This window comes from Phenylobacterium montanum, from assembly GCF_018135625.1.
Classification (GTDB): Bacteria; Pseudomonadota; Alphaproteobacteria; order Caulobacterales; family Caulobacteraceae; genus Poindextera; species Poindextera montana.
On the sequence record NZ_CP073078.1, the window covers coordinates 21,982 to 40,905 of the forward strand.

The 18,924-nt window shown below is 68.9% G+C and carries 13 protein-coding genes; 5 read left to right on the plus strand and 8 right to left on the minus strand.

Translation table 11 applies throughout. The features are described from left to right. Positions 1-43: 43 nt before the first annotated feature. On the minus strand, positions 44-1,534 hold the full coding sequence (locus tag KCG34_RS00095) for a carnitine 3-dehydrogenase (protein WP_211938383.1): 1,491 nt from the start codon (positions 1,532-1,534) through the stop codon (positions 44-46). Positions 1,535-1,542: 8 nt separating this feature from the next. Continuing rightward, complete coding sequence (locus tag KCG34_RS00100; RefSeq protein ID WP_211938384.1) at positions 1,543-2,436, minus strand: beta-keto acid cleavage family enzyme; 894 nt, start codon at positions 2,434-2,436, stop codon at positions 1,543-1,545. Positions 2,437-2,591: 155 nt separating this feature from the next. Between KCG34_RS00100 and KCG34_RS00105 the strand changes: the two genes are divergently transcribed. The 3 genes from KCG34_RS00105 to KCG34_RS00115 all read left to right on the plus strand — a co-directional run bounded on the left by KCG34_RS00105 (position 2,592) and on the right by KCG34_RS00115 (position 6,360). After that, positions 2,592-3,563, plus strand: a complete 972-nt coding sequence (locus KCG34_RS00105) for a GlxA family transcriptional regulator (protein WP_211938385.1) — start codon at positions 2,592-2,594, stop codon at positions 3,561-3,563. 49 nt (positions 3,564-3,612) lie between these two features. Then, positions 3,613-4,611, plus strand: a complete 999-nt coding sequence (locus KCG34_RS00110; protein WP_211938386.1) for a threonine ammonia-lyase — start codon at positions 3,613-3,615, stop codon at positions 4,609-4,611. A 291-nt stretch (positions 4,612-4,902) separates the two neighbouring features. Next, a complete protein-coding gene (locus KCG34_RS00115; RefSeq protein ID WP_211938387.1) occupies positions 4,903-6,360 on the plus strand; it encodes a purine-cytosine permease family protein in 1,458 nt (485 codons plus the stop codon). Between the two features lie 10 nt (positions 6,361-6,370). Here the strand turns inward: KCG34_RS00115 and KCG34_RS00120 are convergent, their stop codons facing one another. The 4 genes from KCG34_RS00120 to KCG34_RS00135 all read right to left on the minus strand — a co-directional run bounded on the left by KCG34_RS00120 (position 6,371) and on the right by KCG34_RS00135 (position 13,297). Beyond that, complete coding sequence (locus KCG34_RS00120) at positions 6,371-7,546, minus strand: TauD/TfdA family dioxygenase (protein ID WP_211938388.1); 1,176 nt, start codon at positions 7,544-7,546, stop codon at positions 6,371-6,373. Between the two features lie 159 nt (positions 7,547-7,705). After that, complete coding sequence (locus KCG34_RS00125) at positions 7,706-10,117, minus strand: TonB-dependent receptor (protein WP_211938389.1); 2,412 nt, start codon at positions 10,115-10,117, stop codon at positions 7,706-7,708. Positions 10,118-10,173: 56 nt separating this feature from the next. Next, positions 10,174-11,121 carry an alpha/beta fold hydrolase gene (locus KCG34_RS00130; RefSeq protein WP_211938390.1) on the minus strand — a complete coding sequence of 316 codons (948 nt, stop codon included), beginning with the start codon at positions 11,119-11,121 and terminating at the stop codon, positions 10,174-10,176. A gap of 148 nt (positions 11,122-11,269) precedes the next feature. Continuing rightward, a complete protein-coding gene (locus KCG34_RS00135; protein WP_211938391.1) occupies positions 11,270-13,297 on the minus strand; it encodes a hybrid sensor histidine kinase/response regulator in 2,028 nt (675 codons plus the stop codon). A 256-nt stretch (positions 13,298-13,553) separates the two neighbouring features. Between KCG34_RS00135 and gabT the strand changes: the two genes are divergently transcribed. Next, positions 13,554-14,828: a 4-aminobutyrate--2-oxoglutarate transaminase gene (gabT, locus tag KCG34_RS00140; protein WP_211938392.1), complete on the plus strand. Its 1,275-nt coding sequence runs from the start codon at positions 13,554-13,556 to the stop codon at positions 14,826-14,828. Here the strand turns inward: gabT and KCG34_RS00145 are convergent. Next, on the minus strand, positions 14,756-16,288 hold the full coding sequence (locus KCG34_RS00145) for an ATP-binding protein (RefSeq protein ID WP_249138158.1): 1,533 nt from the start codon (positions 16,286-16,288) through the stop codon (positions 14,756-14,758). The genes gabT and KCG34_RS00145 overlap by 73 nt on opposite strands. A gap of 159 nt (positions 16,289-16,447) precedes the next feature. Between KCG34_RS00145 and KCG34_RS00150 the strand changes: the two genes are divergently transcribed. Further along, a complete protein-coding gene (locus KCG34_RS00150; RefSeq protein ID WP_211938394.1) occupies positions 16,448-17,800 on the plus strand; it encodes an APC family permease in 1,353 nt (450 codons plus the stop codon). Here the strand turns inward: KCG34_RS00150 and mnmH are convergent. Further along, a complete protein-coding gene (gene mnmH, locus KCG34_RS00155; protein WP_249138159.1) occupies positions 17,758-18,834 on the minus strand; it encodes a tRNA 2-selenouridine(34) synthase MnmH in 1,077 nt (358 codons plus the stop codon). The genes KCG34_RS00150 and mnmH overlap by 43 nt on opposite strands. Between the last annotated feature and the right edge of the window lie 90 nt (positions 18,835-18,924).

Consider the following 18,924-nt stretch of genomic DNA (forward strand, 5'->3'; position numbering starts at 1 on the left):
CTCTCCCTCTCTCTATTGGGTCAGGGCGATCTGGCGTCGCCTTCTATTTCGGGGCGGGCATGGCGATCTGGCGGCCCGCGCCGTCAGGCGGCGAAAGCCCGGACTGGGCGGCGGCGAGGCGGGTCACGGCCGCCAGCACCTCGCCCTCGGCCGGGACCGAGCGGCGGGCCTCGGCGTCCACGTGCACAAGCATGTGCTCGCCGGTGGCCAGGAGGTGGCCGGTCTCGGCCTGGTAGAGCGAGTGGAACAGGTGCAGGCGCTTGGCGTCGGCGCCCAGCACCTGGCTGACGGCCTTCAGCGGCTCGCCCTCACGGCATTCACCGAGGTGGCGGATGTGCGTCTCGACCGTGAAGTAGCTGCGACCCTGGGCGACATAGGCCGGGCCGGCGCCGAAATAGGCCAGGACCGCGTCGGTGGCGTCGCCGAACACCTGCAGGTATCGGCTCTCGGTCATGTGGCCGTTGTAGTCGATCCAGTCGGGCAGGACGGTCGCGGTGTGCAGGGCCAGAGCTTGGGTCTCATCGACCTTGGCCGGCGTGGACGCCTTGGCCGCGGCCAGGCCCTCGCCATAGAGGCGCAGCGTCTCGCCGGCGCCGTAGTCGGCCCGGCGCAGGGCCGACAGCACCTGGATCAGGCAGTCGTCGCGGCGCTTTTCCAGCTCGCGGATCGAGACGCCGTGGGCCTGGTCGTCGGACTGGGCGGCGATGCGGTCGGCCAATTCGTCGGTCAGCTCGGGGGCTTCCAGCTTGGTCCAGGGCAGCTTCAGGGCCGGGCCGAACTGGCTGAGGAAGTGGCGCATGCCCGCCTCGCCCCCGGCCATGCGGTAGATCAGGAAGGTGCCCATGAACGACCATCTGAGCCCCGCGCCGAAGCGGATGGCGTCGTCGATCTCTTCGGTGGTGGCGATGCCGTCATTGACCAGCCACAGGGCCTCGCGCCAGACGGCTTCCAAGAGGCGATCGGCGATGAAGCCGTCGATCTCCTTGCGTACGTGCAGCGGTCTCATGCCGATGGCGCGGTAGAAGACCGCCGCGCGCTCTTTGGCTTCGTCCGAGGTCTTCTCGCCGCCGCAAATCTCCACCAGCGGCAAGAGGTACACGGGGTTGAACGGGTGGCCGACGACGAAGCGCTCGGGGTGGGCCATTTCCGACTGAAGGCGGGTGGGCAGAAGGCCCGAGGTGGAGGAGCCGATCAGGACCTCCGGTCGCGTCGCCCGGTCGATGTCGGCCAGGACGCGGATCTTCAGGTCCTCGCGCTCGGGTAGGCTCTCCTGCACGAAGTCGGCGCCTGTGACCGCCTCGGCGACCGAGGCGGCGAAGGACAGATTGCCCTCGGGGGGCAGGGCGCCGGGCAGCAGGCGCGCCATGGCCCGGCGGGCGTTGTCGAGGACCAGGCCCATCTTGCGTTCGATCTCGGGGTCCGGATCGAACAGGGCCACGTCGATGCCGTTCAAGAGCAGGCGGGCGGCCCAGCCGGCGCCGATCACACCGCCGCCGACCACCCCGGCCTTTCGTACTTGATGCGTTGCGCTCATCGGACGGGTCACCAGCGCTTGGTCAGTTGCAGGCGCTCGCGCACCTCGGCGGGACCCAGCACCCGGGCGCCCATGGTCTCGACGATGGTCTTGGCGCGCGCCACAAGCTGGCCGTTGGAGGCGAACTCGCCGCGGCCGAGATAGAGGTTGTCCTCCAGGCCGACCCGGACGTTGCCGCCGGCGAAGGCCGCGACAGCCGCGTAGGGCAGCTGATGCCGGCCGAGGGAGAAGGCGCTGAAGGTCGAGCCCGCCGGCAGCTGATGCACCATCGACATCAGGGTCAGCATGTCGTCCGGCGCGCCATAGGCCACGCCCATGCACAGCTGGATCATCACCGGATCGTCCAGCAGGCCTTCCTTGATCAGCTGCTTGACGAAGACCAGGTGGCCCGTGTCGAACACTTCCAGCTCGGGCCGCACGCCCAGTTCCTGGACCCGCGCGGCCATGGCGCGCAGGGTCGAGGGGGTGTTGGTCATCACATAGTCTCCGGCCGAGAAGTTCATCGTGCCGCAGTCGAGGGTGCAGATCTCAGGGCGCAGTTCCTCGACATGGACCAGCCGCTCCAGCGGGCCGACCATGTCGGTGCCGGCGGGGTCGAGGGGTAGGGGGGTCTCGCCCGGGCCGAACACGATGTCGCCGCCCATGCCGGCGGTCAGGTTGATGACGATGTCGACCTTGGAGTCGCGGATGCGCTCGACCACCTCGCGATAAAGGGCCGGATCGCGCGATCCCTTGCCGGTCTCCGGATCGCGCACGTGGATGTGGGCGATGGCGGCGCCGGCCTGGGCGGCCTCGATCGACGCGTTGGCGATCTGCTCCGGCGTCACCGGAATGGCCGGATGCTTGTCGACGGTTTCGCCGGACCCGGTCACGGCGCAGGTGATGAAGACTTCGGCGTTCATGGCGTTCCCGGACAGCGTCGTTGTGGTTTTGGACGAGGGTGCGAGCCCCCATCGCACGAGACGATGGTGCGGAGCATTCGCGGGATCGTGTTGACAGTCACCGACGTTTGCTTGGCATTATCCGACATCGCTCGCAGCCCCCCGGACCAAGGTCGATGACGGACGATGCAGAGACCCAGGTGATCGGCTTCCTGCTGGTCCCCGGCTTTTCGGCCATGGCCTTCTTTTCGGCCCTGGAGCCCCTGCGCGTGGCCAACCGGCTGTCGGGGCGGCCGCTCTATCGCTGGCGGGTCTATTCCGAGGACGGGGAGGCGGTGGAGGCCTCCAACGGCATGCGGATCGTGGTCGATGCGGTGTTCGGGGCGGATTCGCCGCCGACCCTGATCGTCTGCGCTGGATTCGAGCCGGCCCGGTCGGAGAGTCGGCGCACCCTGGCCATCCTGCGCCAACTGGCGCGGGCTGGCGTGGTGCTGGGGGCGCTGGACACCGGCGCCCATGTCCTGGCCAAGGCGGGGTTGCTCACAGGTGTGCGGGTCTCGCTGCACTGGGAGGCCGAGCCGGCCTTTCGTGAGGAGTTTCCGGGGATCGAGGTCACCGAGGAGCTGTTCGAGGTGGACGGGCGCATCTTCACCTGCGCCGGCGGCACCGCGGCCCTGGACCTGATGCTGGACGCCATCGGGCGCCGGCACGGGCCGGCCCTGGCCGCGGCGGTGTCCGAGCAGTTCATCCACGACCGCATCCGCTCCAGCCACGACCACCAGCGCATGGAGCTCTCGGCCCGCCTGAAGGTGACCAACGCCAAGGTGCTCAGCGTCGTGCGGCTGATGGAGCGCAACCTGGAACAGCCGCTCGGCCCCGAGGCCTTGGCCCGCCAGGTCGGCGTCACCCCGCGCCAGCTGGAGCGGCTGTTCGCCGCCGAGCTGGGCGTCTCGCCGCAACGCTATTATCGCGAGCTGCGCCTGACCCGCGCCCGGCATCTCCTGCGCCAGACCGACATGCCGGTGATCGACGTAGCCATGGCCACCGGCTTCTCCTCGGTCTCTGCCCTCTCGCGCCGCTACGCCGCACACTTCGGCGAGCCGCCCAGCCGCGACCGGCGCGAGGACGTCGCCTCGGCGGTTTCCTGATGTGGGGTGCGCCAGCTAGGGTGGCTTGGCCAAGTTTCGGAGGTCCGCCTTGTCTGCACCCCTGACTCTCGATCACGTCCGCGCGGTCGCCGCGCAGATTCGCGACCACGTCAACCTGACGCCGATCCACAGCTGGCGCGGGCCCGAGGTCGCCGCTCGCACGGGGCCGGGCACCGAGGCGGTGCTGAAGCTGGAGCTGTTCCAGCGCACCGGCACCTTCAAGGCCCGCGGCGCCATCAACAACCTGGCCCAGCTGGACGAGGCGGCCCGCGCACGGGGGATCATCGCCGTCAGCGCCGGCAACCACGCCATCGCCGCCGCCTGGGCCGCCCAGACTCTGGGGACCTCGGCCAAGGTGGTCATGATCGCCAGCGCCAATCCCGCCCGCGTCGCCCGCTGCAAGGCCTATGGCGCCGAGGTGATCATGGCCCCGCACGGCGCCGCCGCCTTCGCTCTGGCGAACGAGATCGCCGAGAAGGAGGGGCGGGTGATGATCCATCCCTTCGAAGGGCCGAACGTTGCGGCGGGCACGGCGACCCTGGGCCTCGAGTTCCATGAGCAGGCCGGGCCGATGGACGCGGTGATCGTGCCGATCGGCGGCGGCGGCCTCTGCGCCGGGGTCAGCTGGGCGATCAAGCAGTTGCAGCCCACCTGCAAGGTCTATGGCGTCGAGCCGGTGGGCGCCGACAGCATGACCCGCAGCTTCGCCGCCGGCCGGCCGGTGGACGCCCTGCCGGTGACCACCATCGCCGACAGCCTGGGGCCGCCCTATTCGCTGCCCTACAGCTACCAGCTCTGCCGGGAGAACGTGGACCGGATCGTGCTGGTGGACGACGACCAGCTGATGGACGCCATGGCGGTGCTGTTCCGCGAGATGAAGCTGGCGGTCGAACCCGCCGGTGCGGCCACCACCGCGGCCCTGTTCGGCCCCTTGAAGAACGAGCTGGCCGGCAAGCGGGTCGGCCTGATCGTCTGCGGCGCTAATATCGACCTGGAGACCTTCAGTCGCCAGATCGCGCGGGGTAACGAGATTTCGGGGCGGGTCTAGCCCCCTTCTCCCCCTGCGGGAGAAGGAGGGGCCCGTTGCGAAGCAATGGGAGGATGAGGGGGCGCACCGGCTCATCCGACGAGGTTTCGCGGCGGCGAGAAGTTGATTGGAAAGGTCAGCGCGACCCCTCATCCTCCCACCCGCTACGCGGTCAGGCCCCTCCTTCCCCCGCAAGGGGGGAAGGGAGTTTTTGTCGCCTTCGTACAGTTCCCGGAGCGATTCCCGGCTGGCCTAGGCGCCGGACGCGCATCAGGGTCATATCGGCGCCACAAGACTCGCCAGGGAGAAACCGTGTCCACAGGTCCGCTGATCGAGGCCCGCTCGATCGACTACGTCCCCTTGCGCGAGCGCCACGGCAAGGTCTGGCATCTGTGGCCGGTCTGGTTCACGGGCGACGCGCACTTGGCGACCTTGGCCACCGGCGCGCTCTCCATCGCCATGGGCATGAACCTCGCCTGGACGGCCTTGGCGATCCTGCTGGGCTGCGGGCTCGGCACCTTCTTCATGGCCTTCCACTCGACCCAGGGGCCGCAGCTTGGCCTGCCGCAGATGATCCAGTCGCGGCCGCAGTTCGGCTATTACGGCGCGATCCTGGTCTGGGGTGTGGCCCTGGTGACCTATGTCGGCTTCAACGCCTTCAACCAGCTCTTGGTCGGCGACACGCTGAAGCAACTGGCCCACGCGCCGAAGGGGCCGAGCATCCTGGGTTTCACCCTGGTGGCGCTGCTTCTGTCGGTGGTCGGTTATCGCTGGATCCACGTCGCCCAGCGGGTGATGGCCTATGTGATGATCGCCGCGCTCCTGGCCTTCACCCTCGGCGCCGGCGCGCTGCACCTGCCGATCGGCCATCTCGATGCGGCGAGCTTTCGCACTGTGCCGTTCCTGACCGAGTTCTTCGCCGCCGCCGCCTACCAGCTCAGCTGGTCGATCTATGTCTCGGACTATTCCCGCTACCTGCCGCGGAACGTCGGTGTCGCGGCCTCGTTCTGGTGGACCTTCACCGGCGCCCTGATCGGCGGGGCCTGGATGATGCTGGTGGGCGCCGCAGCCGCCTCGCTGCTGCCCAGCCTCGACATCGTCGCCGCAGTCCAGGTCGCCGGCGACCGCATCTGGCCCGGCTTCGGCCTTCTGCTGCTCGGCGTCTCTTGCCTGGGCCTGGTCACGGTGACGGCGCTGAACTTCTACGGCGGCTCGCTGACCCTACTCTCGATCGCCAATTCGGTTGGGATCAGCCCTTCGCGCAACCGGCGGATCGTGAGCCTGGGGATCCTGGCGGTGACCGCCTCCAGCCTGGCCTTCCTGTCGCCGCCAAACCTGATGCAGCAGTACCAGAACTTGCTCTCGCTCTTGCTCTACCTGTTCACCCCCTGGACGGCGATCAACCTGGTGGACTTCTACGTGGTCCGCAAAGGCCACTATTCGGTGCGCGAGATCTTCAATCCGAACGGTCTCTACCGCCGCTGGAACGCCCATGGCCTGGCGGCCTATGCGATCGGTTTCGCCAGCATGATCCCGTTCTTCTCCACCGAGGTGTTCAAGGGGCCGGTGGCCCAGGCCCTGGGCGGGGCCGACATCTCGATGGTGGTCGGCCTGCCGGTCTCGGCGGTGGCCTATCTGATCCTGTTGCGCGGTTTCGACGCCGCCCGCGACGCTGAACTGGCGCTGGCGGCCGACGTCGGGCTAGAGGACGAGCCGCACCCGGCGGGCGCCGAGATCCTCGACGGGGCGCTGCCGGTGACGGTGGAGTAGGGCGGGGGGATCAGTTCCCCAGTTCGCGTTCCAAGACGCGGATGCGCGAGATCAGTTCGTCGCGGTCGACATAGCAGCCTTGCAGGTGACGACGGCCGCTGGCCGGGTCGAATTCGGTGCGGGCATGCAGCACCCGGCGATTGTCGAACACCCAGGCGTCGCCCGGCTCCAGCCGGCGCACCAGGCGTAAGGCGGGATCGCGACTGAAGGCCAAAAAGCGCCTCAAGGCCCGATAGATGGCGGCCATGGCCTCGGGCTCCGCGTCGATCGGCCCGCGCAGGAAGTTGGCGAACCGCGCCTCGCAGACCCGCCCGGTATCGTCCAGGGCCAGCAGCGGCGCATTCCAGCGATAGTCGGTGACCGTGTCCTTGTTCCAGAAGGCCATGGGCGTGGTGGTCAGGACGTGGAAGTCGTCCGGATGCTGCTGGCGCATGGCCGCGGCGATCGCAAAGCCGTCGACGAAGATGCTGTCGCCGCCGATCGCCTGGTTGGCCAGGCAGTGCAGGAACTGCAGACCCGGTTGCAGCTCGCGGGTCGGCAAGTCGGTGTGCGGGGGCAGGTTGACGCCGGTATAGGCGGCGCTGTCGGGATTGGGCTTGGACTCGACGTCGAACAGCACGCCGAAATTGGTCTGGCGGATGAACGCCACGCGCCGGGCCAGGGTCATCACCGCCTCGCGCTCGACCGGCACGTTTTTGACCAGGGTCAGGCCGGCGTCGCGCAGGGCCGTGAGCCAGGCCAGCAGGTCAGGCCCATCCTCGGCCAGGGCGGCGAAGTCGAAGGTGGGCAGGGGGTCGCCCGCGCCCCACAGCACCTGTGGCGGCGGCGTGCGGCGCTCGGCCCGGCTCTCCGCGTCATAGGCGTTGGCGCGCAGCCAGCCAGGCTCAAAGCGGCTCTGGTGGCCGTCACGCCAGGCCAGGCCCAAACCGCCGTCTGGCTCCGGCCAAGCCTCGGACGGGGCTAGGCCCTCGGGCGCATCGATGATCTCGAACACCTGCTCGCGGGTCTGGCCGTGCACGCACTGGCGGCAGGGGCAGTTGTCGCGCAGCCAGTCGAAATGGAACGGGCTGATGCGCCCGTCGCTCCAGGTGACGGCCACCAGGCCGCCCGCGATTTCGGCGCGAGCTATGCGGTGGCGAGTGGGGAAGCGGCGCCAGTCGGAGATGATGTCCAGGGTTTGGGACACGATGGCCGCTCCACTAAAATTCCTCATCCTGAGGTGCTCGTCGCGCAGCGATGAGCCTCGAAGGACGCATTCACGGCGCCGCCGCTGCGTCCTTCGAGGCCCGCTGCGCGGGCGCCTCAGGATGAGGGCCTGAGAGGGCGCCGCGCGGCTCTAATCGCCTCAGAACGTCCGCTTGTACTGCACCGTCACTGTCATCGGCTGCAAGGTGGCCACCTGCGGGATGACGCTGCCGGTCACGGTGCTGAACTGGGCGTAGCCGACATAGCCGATGTCGCCGAGATTCGGCTTGGCGTTGGTCAGGTTCTTCAGATTGACCGCGACTTCCTGGTTGTCCCAGCGGACGCCGAAGCGGCCGTTGACCAGGGAATAGGCCGGGCGGGTCGATTCCGAGCCGCTGCCGCCGTTCAGGAGCGAGACGCTGTTGCCGGTGTAGCTGTAGTCGGCCGAGGCGAAGCCTTCATAGTCGCCAAACAGGGTGTGGGTGTAGGCCGCGCCCACCGTCACGCTCCATTCCGGCGTGCCGAGGATGCGCGAGCCGGCCTTGATGTTGACGTCGGCCAAGGCCCCCGGATTGGTGATGTCGGTGCTTTCATAGCCCAGGCCGAAACGCACCGTCAGGTCGTGGGTCAGCCGGCCCGAGGCTTCGATCTCGCCGCCGTTGACGGTCGCGGACTTGCCGTTGATGTCGAAATAGTAGCCGCAGGGCAGGGCCACCTGCTGCTGGATATCCTTCCAGTCGATGTGGAAGCCGGCCGCCGAGATCAGGATGCCGGGATTGCGCAGCTGCACCTTGGTCCCGGCCTCGTAGGACCACAGGCTGTCAGAGCGCAGGTTGGTGATGTCGGTGACGCTGATGTTCGGCGCGCTGCAGAACGGGGCGAAGGCCTGCGAGCCGCCGGCGCGGAAACCCTTGGACGCCGAGGCGTAGAGCATGGCGTCATCGGTCGCCTGGTAGGCCAGGCCGATCTTGGGGTCGAAGCCCGACTGGCTGTTGTGCTGCGGGGCGCTGGGCGTCGCGCCGAAGTTCATGAAGCCATCGGCGGTGAAGTCGGCGGTCTGGCGCAGGACGTATTCGCGCCCGCCCAGCGTCAGGGTGAACTTGTCGAGGAACTTGTAATAGAGCTCGCCGAAGACCGAGAAGTCTTCCTGGGTCCCCGGGTTCTGCTGTTCCCAGATCAGCTCATTGGGCCAGGGGCCGACCACCTCGTTCCCCGCCGTCGCCGCCACCAGGCCCTTGGCGAAGGTGTTCGGGATCGAGAAGCGCACGTTGGTGTGCGAATAGAAGATGCCGAAGGTGCCGCTGATGTTGTGCACCGGGTCGAACGAGATGCGGAACTCGTTGGTGTATTCCCGCTGGCTGTGCTTGCCGATCCAGACGTAGGGCTGGTTCGGGAGGCTGGAGACGCCGTAGTTGAACTCCTGGTTCGGGTACGGGAGGATGCCGAACACTTCCTCGGTGCCGTAGGTCGAGTCCTCGTGGTCCGCCGTCTGGCGGTAGAAGTAGCTGGTCGAGTTGATCACGGTGAAGCCGTCGCCGTGATAGGTGATGTCCAGCGAGGGCAGGGCCCAGACGTCGGACGCGCGGGGCTGCACGTTCCAGGCGCGGTCGATGGTGTACTGGGGCTGGAAGCCGGGCAGGGGCGCGAAGGTCGCCTGGAAGCCGTGCTGGATCTCGTCCTGGCCCATGATGCGCAGGCGCACGTCGACCTTGTCGGTCATCTTCAGAAGGGCGGTGACCGAGCCGCCATAGCTGGTGACCGCGCCCTGGTCGCCGACCGATGTGCGCGGGACCTTCAGGGTGGGATCGGTGACGCCGGGGCTGTTCGGGTCGGTGGGATAGGTGCGGGTCAGGTAGCCGGCGTCGTGGTTGTAGAAGGCCACGGCGCGGATCGCGAGCACGTCCGGCTTGACCACGTAGTTGCCGACGGCGCTGGCGCCGCCGTCGGGGCTGCCGCCGTGTGAGGTCAGGCCCGCCTCGCCCTGCAGCACCAGGCTATTGCCGCTGAAGCTGGGCTTCTTGGTGATCAGGCGCACATTGCCGCCCAGCGAGCTTTCACCGAACAGGGTGCCCTGCGGCCCCTTCAGCACTTCCACATTGTCGACGTCCAGCACACGCGGGTCGACCGAGCCGGGCAGGGGGGTGTCGTCGATGTAGAAGCCGGTGGCGCCGGCGGTGCCCACCAGGTTCTGGCCGGTGATGCCGCGGATGGCCACGGTCCGGGCCTGGGAGATGCCGGTCGGGCCGCCGCCGTAGGAGAAGGACAGGTTCGGGGCCTTGGTGGCGTAGTCGTTGAACGACTGGATGTGGAAAGTCTGCAGGGCCTGGCTGGAGAAGGCGGTGATCGAGGCCGGGACCTTGCTAATCGCCTCGTCGCGCTTGCGGGCGGTGACGATGACCACGTCCATGTTGCCGCCGGCCGCAGCGCCCTGGGCGGCCGGCTGGGCGGTCTGGGCCTGGGCCTGGGGCGCCAAGGCCGTGATGGCGGCGATCGAAACGCCGGCCAGGAGCGCGCCTGTCATCGTGCGGTTCGCCCGGCGTCCCCCGCCGTCTGCAATCTTGGTCTGTCCCATGTCACGCCACCCCTTTTTGACTTGTTTGTTGCTTGTGTCCGGGCGTCACGGCGTCTTCAGCCGCCGTCGTCCAGGAATCCGTTGACCGCGCCGGCGACCCCTTGCGGGTCCTCCCAGAACGGGTTGTGGCCGAGGCCCGGAAAGATCTTCACCTTGGCCTGGGGCAGGGCGTCGATCAGGGTCTGCCGCACCTCAGGCGCCATGATCGGATCGGCCGAACCCCAGATCAGAAGGGTCGGCGCCTTCAGCCGTGGCAGGGTCGCCTGCAGGTCGGCGCCGGTCAGGCCCTGGTCCAGCACCGCCAGCCAGACCCGCAGCGGAATCTGGGCCGCGTCCTTGCGCTGGCGCCTGATGAAGTCGGGATCCACCGGGGTCGGCGAATCCCACCAGGCGATCATGAACGGGGAGTCCGGATCGATCGGCTCTTTCAGCTTCTTGATCTCGGCTGCGTAGTCGAGCTGCGGCTTGACCTGGGGCGCGCCGGGCTTGGGGCCGCCGGTGGAGGCGACCAGCACCACCTTGCGGGTCCGCTCGGGCCAGTATTCGGCGAAGGTCTGGGTGATGATGCTGCCCAGGGAATGGCCAACGATATCGGCCTTGTCGACCCTCAGGGCGTCGAGCAGCAGCTTGATGTCGTAGGCGAAGTCGAGCCGGGTGTAGCAACAGTCGGGTTTGCTCGACCGGCCGTGGCCGCGGATGTCGACCACGATCAGCCGGTCGGACTTCGACAGGTAGGGGATCAGCGGGACCCAGTCGCGGGCGTTGTCGGTATAGCCGTGGATCAGCACCACCGGCTTGCCGGCGGGATCGCCCATCTCGACATAGGCCAGGGTCTCGCCGTTCGGCAGGGCGACCGCTTTCTTGGCCGCGTCGAAGGCGTCGAGGTCGATCTTCAGTGGCGGCGGGGCGGGGGCGGCGAAGGTCGGGGAGGCCAGCGCACAGGCCGCGAACGCAAGCGCCAGGGCTGCGCCTAGCCGCCTCGTCCGCAAGTCGCCATGACCCATCGCTCGCCGCCCTCGAAACCGTTTCGGCGCAACGGGTTGCAGCGCCGGAATTGTGACGAGTTCGACATTTCGCACCCCGCCAATGATTGTATGGAACCGCCCTTGGGGCGCCACAGACCCGACAAGCGCCCCGGGGCGGGGTAAGGGCTCAGGCGGCGCCGGCCGCGGCGGCTATCACCTCGAACAGCCGCTCGATGTCGATCGGCTTGGCCAGGTGGCCGTCCATGCCGGCGTCCAGATAGAGCCGGGTCTGGTGGGCCATGGCGTTGGCGGTGAGGGCGATGATGGGGGTGGGGGCGCAGCCGGCCTCGGCCTCCAGGGTGCGGATGCGGCGCGCGGCCTCGACCCCGTCCATCACCGGCATCTGCACGTCCATCAGGATCAGGTCCCAGGCGCCGGGGCGGAAGGCCTCGACCGCCGCCAGGCCGTCCCCGACCAGGGTCGGCGCGATGCCGACCTGTCCCAGGAGGGTCTTCAGCACCAGCTGGTTGACCGGGTTGTCCTCGGCGGCAAGCACCCTCAGGCCCTCTGCGCCGGGCGCTTCGTCGGCCGCCTCGTCGGGGACGGCGTAAGCTGTGGCTCCAGCCCTCTGCAACGGCAGATCGACGATGAAGGCGCTGCCCGAACCTAGCTGGCTCTCGACCCTGATGCGTCCGTCCATCGCCTCGCAGAGTTCGCGGCAGATGGCCAGGCCCAGACCCGTGCCGCCGAAGCGGCGGGTAGTTGAGCTGTCGGCCTGGACGAACTTGTCGAACAGGTGCTCGGCCTGCTCCGGGGCTATGCCGATGCCGGTGTCGCGCACGGTGATGCGCACGCCATCCGCCCCGCTGTCGATGGTCAGCTTGACTGCCCCGGCGTCGGTGAACTTCAGGCCGTTGGCCACCAGATTGTAGATCACCTGGCGCACACGGACCGGATCGCCGCGCCAGAGGCCGCGCGCCGCCCCCGTAACCTCGGCTTCGAGCGCCACGCCCTTGCCGGCGGCTACGGCGCCGAAGGCGGCCTTGGCGCTCTGGGCGATGGCGGCGAGGTCGAAATCGACCTCCTCCAGGCTCATCATGCCGGCCTCGATCTTGGACAGGTCGAGGACGTTGTTGAGGATCTCGAGCAGGGCCGAGCCCGACTGGCGGATCACCCCGATCCGCTCGCGCTGGGCCTCGGACAGGGGATCGCGCTCCATCGCCTGGGCCATGCCGAGGACGCCGTTCAGGGGGGTGCGGATCTCATGGCTGATCATGGCCAGGAAGGCGCTCTTGGCGTCGGAGGCCTGGCGGGCGTGGCGCATGGCCACCAGCAGGATCTGGTTGCGCCGCCGCTCGCGCCGCACCATCAGCGCGCCGACGCCGGCCAGCATCAACAGCGTGACGGTCAGGAAAGGGCCGATAATGCCCAGGAGGTGGGTGATTGGGCTGTAGGGCCGCCAGGCCAGCCGCGCGGCGCCGGCCCCCGGCTCCAGCGGCGCGCTGGCGAGGCCGCGCGGGATAGCCTGGCCGGGGGGGATCAGCCGCAGGTCCTGCAGCAGATAGCGACGGGTGAGGGCGGTCAGAAAGGCGCGGTCGACCGCCGCCGCCACCACCACGATCGGCGCCCGGCGGCTGGGGACCACGCCGCTGGAATGGTCGGTCTGCACCAGGCTCGCGGCCAGGACATGGTCGCCGCCGCCGACCCGGACGATGGCGCCGGCGTCGATCGGCTTGGGGTTGGTGTCGGTGGGCGGGGGCGGACCGCGGGCGGTCTCAGCGGCGCGGACCTTGGCGACCAGAGGCGCCACATCGGCCGCGAAGGGAGCGAAGCGCTCGACCGGGACCGGAACGCCCTTGACCGCGGCGAACAGCGGCCGGCCCCGGGCGTCCAGCACGAACACCAGCGGATAGCCGTTGGTGCGCCAATAGTATTCGGCGATGAAGCCCTGGGCCCAGACGGGGTCGAAGCGGACGTCGAGGTGCGAGACCGCCTCGTCCCAGACGGTGTTCGGCGTCAGGCTGGCGCGGGTCTGCTCGACGGCGAGGTCGAGGCCATTGGCGATCACCTGCTCTTCGCGGGCGCGGGCCTGGGCGTCGACGCGCGAGGCTACGGCGTAGATCCCGGCGATCACCAGCAGGATGACGGCCACCACCCCGGCCAGGATGGCGGGCGCGGCGCGCTGCGGCGCGGCGATCTCCAGGTCTTCGTTCAAGCTGGCCGTGGTCTGTTCCCCCAAGGAAGCTTTCGAGTGATGCGTCCCCAAAGACAACCCGAAATGGCCTTTAGCGACAGAAGGCCGCGGAAGCTGAGCCCGCCGTCACCTGCGATGCCACAAGCCGTCAGGATCGCCGCCAAACGCTGCCGCTTGAACGCAGCCTGAGCGCCGATCTGAGATCACACTGTTGAATTCCTTGGCCGGCCGGCGTATCCCCGGCCTCGCTCTGAAACCTCGCCGGAAGCGCCCGACCATGACCGACAACGCCCGACTGCTCGACCGCCGCACCGCCGCCGTGCCGCGCGGGGTCTCGACCGCCACCGCGGTCTATATCGACCGGGCCGAAAACGCCGAAATCTGGGACGTCGAGGGCCGCCGCTATATCGACTTCGCCGGCGGCATCGCCGTGCTCAACACCGGCCACCGCCATCCCAAGGTGATGGCCGCGGTGCAGGACCAGCTGAACCGCTTCACCCACGCCTGTTTCCAGGTCACCGCCTATGAGCCCTATGTCGAGCTGGCCGAGCGGCTGAACGCGCTGGCGCCCTTCGCCGGCCCGGCCAAGACCATCTTCTTCACCACCGGCGCCGAGGCCGTGGAGAACGCGGTCAAGATCGCCCGCGCCGCCACCGGCCGCCCCGGCGTGATCGCTTTCACCGGCGGCTTCCACGGCCGGACCATGATGACCATGGCCATGACCGGCAAGGTGCTGCCCTACAAGCGCAAGTTCGGCCCGCTGCCCGCCGAGACCTTCCACGTGCCGTTCCCGATCGAGGCCTATGGCGTCACCGTCGAGGACAGCCTCCGCGCGCTGGAATTCCTGTTCAAGGCCGACATCGAGCCCGACCGGGTCGCGGCCATCGTCATCGAGTCGGTGCAGGGCGAGGGCGGCTTCCACGCCGCGCCGACGGCCTTGATGCAGGCCCTGCGCTCGATCTGCGACAAGCACGGCATCCTTCTGATCGCCGACGAGGTCCAGGCCGGGTTCGGCCGCACGGGCAAGATGTTCGGGGTGCAGCACTCCGGCGTCGAGCCGGACCTGGTCACGGTGGCCAAGTCCCTGGCTGGCGGCTTCCCGCTGTCCGGGGTGATCGGTCGCGCGGCGCTGATGGACGCGGCGGAGCCGGGCGGCCTGGGCGGCACCTATGCCGGCTCGCCGGTGGCCTGCGCCGCCGCGCTCGCCGTGCTGGATGTGATCGCCGAAGAGAAGCTGCTGGAGCGCGCCGACGCTCTTGGCGCCCGCGCCAAGGCCCGGCTGGAGGCCCTGGCCCAGCGCAACGACGTGCAGCCGATCGCCGGCGTGCGCGGCCATGGCTCGATGATCGGCTTCGACCTCGTCCAGTCCCGCGGCGGGCGCGAGCCGCGCGGCGAGGCCGGCAAGCTGGCGGCCAAGGCGCTGGAGCACGGCCTGCTCTTGCTGTCCTGCGGCATCCACGGCGAGACCGTGCGCCTGCTCTATCCGCTGACCATTTCCGAGGCGTTGCTGGACGAGGGGCTGGACAAGCTGGAGGCTGCGCTGAAGGTCTGAGGCGCAGGCTCGACCTCCGATCTCGACCATCGCGCGACCGCTTCCAAAAGGTCGCGCGGGGTGATCGGCTTGCCAAGATGAGCGTCCATGCCGGCGTCGAGGCAGCGAGCGACCTGCTCGGGCAGGACGTTTGCGGTCATGGCGATGATCGGCGGCCGGGGTCCGAGTTCGGCGCGGATCCGGCGTGTCGCGGTGAGGCCGTCCATCACCGGCATCTGCACGTCCATCAAGATCAGGTCGTATGCGCTCGTGGCGGCCGCCTCGACGGCGGCCAAGCCGTTCTCTGCCGTCTCGATCTCGACCCCGAACGGGCTCAAAAGGCTCGCGACAAGCTCGCGATTGACGGCGTTGTCGTCGACCAGCAGGAGACGCACGGACCCCTCCGGCGCCGGAGCGGCCGCTTCCGGCTCGTTCGTCGCCCGGCCGTCGGCCAGAGGCAGGCTGACCTCGCACCAGAAGATCGAGCCAGCGCCGCCAGCGCTATCGACGCCGATGGCGCCGCCCATGGCCTCGATGATCCGCCGGCAGATCGCCAGCCCCAGGCCGGTCCCGCCATATTGCCGCGACACCGACGCATCGGCCTGGGTGAAACGTTCGAAAATCTGACCGCTGAGTTCGGCGGGCACCCCGATACCGGTGTCGCGCACGGCCAGTCGCAATCGCCGCCCGGCATAGCCGTCCCGCTGCGAGACCTTGATTTCGACCTCGCCGCTGGGCGTGAACTTGACGGCGTTGGAGGCCAGGTTCAGCAGCACCTGGCCTAGGCGACCGCCATCGCCGACCAGCAGATCTCTCGGCCCTTCGACCGTGACGGACAAGGCCAGTCCTTTGGCCTCGGCCTGCTGGGCCAGGAGCGCCATCACAGAATCGGCCAAGGCGTGAGGATCGAAGGGGTCGTGTTCGAGTTCGATCGCGCCCGCGTCGAGCTTGGAGAAGTCCAGCACGTCGTTGACCACCCGCAACAGAGCCTCGCTGGCGTCGGCGATCAGGGTGACCTTGCGGGCGTCCTCCGGCGAGAGCGCCGTCGAGTGCTTCAAGAGACCGGAGAAGCCGACGATGGCGTTGAGCGGCGTGCGCAGCTCATGGGTCATGTTGGCCAGGAAATCGGCCTTCACCGCCGCCGCGCGCTTGGCCTCTTCGAGGGCCGCCTCCTTTTCTGCGACGCTCCGGGCCAGGAGTTCTTTGGCTCCTTCGATGTCGATGCGCTGGCTGATCAGAGCGAAGGACATCGGCACGCCGACGATGAGGCCGATCAGCAGGGAGACCAGCGGCGTGAAGCTCTCCGGATGGCGGAACAGCACCACGTTGAAGAGGTAGTCGCCGCCGATCGCGCTCGTGGCGATAACCGTGGCGGCCCCCAGGGTCAGGCCGAGTTTTCGGCGTCGACGCGCCGAGGCGCCGCTGTCTCGTGTTGATCGGTCGAGGGGCACGCTGGCGTTCGGCTCTGGCGTCGGCTCCATGGATGGGCGCGAGCTTAGCCAAGCCATGCTGACGAAGTCGCTAAGCTGACGGCCCCGGCCCCGCGGCATCGCGTCACGGGCGCCGCTTGCGCTTCCGCCCCAGCGTGGCAAAGCTCCCTTGTCGCGCCGCAAACGGACGGCGCCGAGGGGAGCGGGCGGATGAAAAGCGAAGAGGCCGGCGTGCGCGGCCATCTGCTGCGAGTTTTCGGCCTGGGCTTCGGCCTCGCTGTGGTGATTGGCGGGGTGATCGGTTCGGGGATCATGCGCAACCCCGGCATCGTCGCGGCAGGTTTTCCGGATCCAAAATGGGTGCTCCTGGCCTGGCTGGCCGGCGGTGTGGTGGTGATGATCGACGCCATGCCCACGGTCGAGTTGGGCGCGGCGATCCCCCTGGCCGGCGGCCCCTATTCCCTGGCGGCGCGGGCGTTCGGGCCGCTGACCGGCTTCCTGGTCGGCTGGGCCGACTGGCTGCAGAACGCCGTCTCCACCGGCTTCATCACCGTGGCCTTCGGCGAATTCGTCCAGCGCATGGGCCTCTTCACCAGCCTGACCACCGGCGAGATCGCCATCGGCCTGGTGCTGGCCTGCGGGCTGATCAACTGGATCGGCACCCGGGTCGGGGGGGCTTCGCAGAACATCGGCAGCGCCTTGAAGGCGGTGGGGCTGACGATCCTGGTCGCGGCCCTGTTCCTGGCCCATGGCAAGGGCGTCGCTCCGCCCGCGCCGCCGCCGGCGGCTTTCTTCTGGGGGGCGCCGGCCATACTGGCGATCCAGGCGATCTATGGCGCCTATGGCGGCTGGCACGCGGCGGTCTATTTCTCCGAGGAGGTGCACCAGCCCGAGCGCAACGTGGCGCGGGCGACCTTCGGCGGCATCGTGTTGGTCACGGGGCTCTATCTGCTGGTCAACGCCGCGGTGCTGAAGGTGCTGCCGATTGGAGTCCTCGCCCAGTCCAAGCTCGCCGTGGCCGACGCGGCCATGGCCGTGCTCGGACCGATCAGCGGCAAGATCGTCACCGGCCTCGCCATCATCTCGGTGGCCACCATCGCCAACCTGCAGATCATGGAGTACGTGCGCACGGGCTTCGCCATGGCCAGGAACGGGGTCATGCCGCCGAGCCTGGCGCGGGTCTCCAAAAGCGGGACGCCGCGGGTGAGCCTGGCGGTGGTTCTGGTCGTGACGATCGCCATCATCCTCTGCGCCGACCTGATCAAGGGGCAGCTCTACCAGATCCTTTTGGAGATCTACGCGCCGTTCGTGATGCTGGTGTTCCTGGTGCTGGCGCTGGCCTCGATCCGCCTGCGCCTGGCCGAGCCGGACCTGCCGCGCCCCTGGAAGATGCCGCTGTTCCCGCTGCCGGCGCTGATGTCGGCGGCCATCAATGTGGTCCTGCTGGTGGCGTTCTTCCTGCGTAACGATTGGAAGACCAGCGCCAGTTCGGTCGGCCTGCTGGCTGGGGGAATGCTGATCTACCTGGTCGGCCGCTCGCGCTGGAAGCCGCTGACGGACTGAGCCACGGCCTCCGCCGCGGCCTCCAGTCCGGCCTCGTCGAGCCGGTCGATCGCCACCTGGGCCAGGGGCTCGACGCCGTGCTTGCGCCGGCCGCGGGCGTAGGCCGGGTCATAGTGCAATTCCATCAGCGCCTCGGCGAGGGGGACATAGTCGCCGGCGGCGATCCATTTGCGCCACTCGATCAGCCGCTTTTGCGCCGGATAGACCGGCAGGCGGCGGAAGGCCTCCTCCAGCGCCGCGGCGTCGGCGATGATGTCGCCATAGGCCTCGGTCAGATAGCGGGCGCGCTCGGCCCTGGGGACCACCAACTCGATCCGCGGCGCGGTCTGCATGGCTTGCCATAGGGCGGGCGGGACCATGCGGTCGCCGACCTTGCTGGACTCGGCCTCGATCACCACCGGCAGCGCCGGGTCCAGCCGCTCCAGCGCCTGCAGCAGGCAGGATTCGAACAGCTTCTGGCTGGGTTGGGGATCGGCCATGGCGCCGAACAGCGAGCCGCGATGGCAGGCCAGGCCTTCCAGGTCGATTACCTGCAGCCCGCGCGCCGCCAGCTGCGCCAGCACCTCGGTCTTGCCGGAGCCGGTGTTGCCGTCCAGCAGGACAGGCTTCAGCGGCCGGGGGCGGTCGTACAGTTCCTCGCGCACCCGCCGGCGATAGGTCTTGTAGCCGCCGACCAGCACCGCCGTGCGCCAGCCCACCCGCGAGAGGATGGTGGCCATGGAATTGGAGCGCTGCCCGCCGCGCCAGCAATAGACCAGGATCTTCGTTTCCGGCGGGGTGTCGGCCAGGGCCGTCTCCAGGTGGCGGGCGATGTTGCGCGCCACATAGGCCGCGCCGATGCGGTTGGCGCGGAAGCGGCTCTCCTGGACGTAGATGGTCCCGACCTCGGCGCGCTCCTCGTTGGTCAGAACGGGCAGGCTGACGGCGCCGGGAACATGGTCCTCGGCGTATTCGGCCGGGCTGCGCACGTCGACGATCAGGTCGAACGCCGCCAGGGCCTCGCCGTCCGCCTTGTCCAGCTGTTTGATCTGCAAGGGCCGCTATCCTTCGCCGCCCTTATGCGGTGGCCTCGAGGGGCTTGGCAATGGCGCCGCGGGGAGGGATGAAGGCTCGATCCTAGCCCC

Coding starts and splice junctions, on each gene's coding strand:
- KCG34_RS00095 (WP_211938383.1), bottom strand. CDS start 1,534: ATGAGCGCAACGCATCAAGTACGAAAGGCCGGGGTGGTCGGCGGCGGT.
- KCG34_RS00100 (WP_211938384.1), bottom strand. CDS start 2,436: ATGAACGCCGAAGTCTTCATCACCTGCGCCGTGACCGGGTCCGGCGAA.
- KCG34_RS00105 (WP_211938385.1), top strand. CDS start 2,592: ATGACGGACGATGCAGAGACCCAGGTGATCGGCTTCCTGCTGGTCCCC.
- KCG34_RS00125 (WP_211938389.1), bottom strand. CDS start 10,117: ATGGGACAGACCAAGATTGCAGACGGCGGGGGACGCCGGGCGAACCGC.
- KCG34_RS00130 (WP_211938390.1), bottom strand. CDS start 11,121: ATGGGTCATGGCGACTTGCGGACGAGGCGGCTAGGCGCAGCCCTGGCG.
- gabT (WP_211938392.1), top strand. CDS start 13,554: ATGACCGACAACGCCCGACTGCTCGACCGCCGCACCGCCGCCGTGCCG.
- KCG34_RS00145 (WP_249138158.1), bottom strand. CDS start 16,288: ATGGAGCCGACGCCAGAGCCGAACGCCAGCGTGCCCCTCGACCGATCA.
- KCG34_RS00150 (WP_211938394.1), top strand. CDS start 16,448: ATGAAAAGCGAAGAGGCCGGCGTGCGCGGCCATCTGCTGCGAGTTTTC.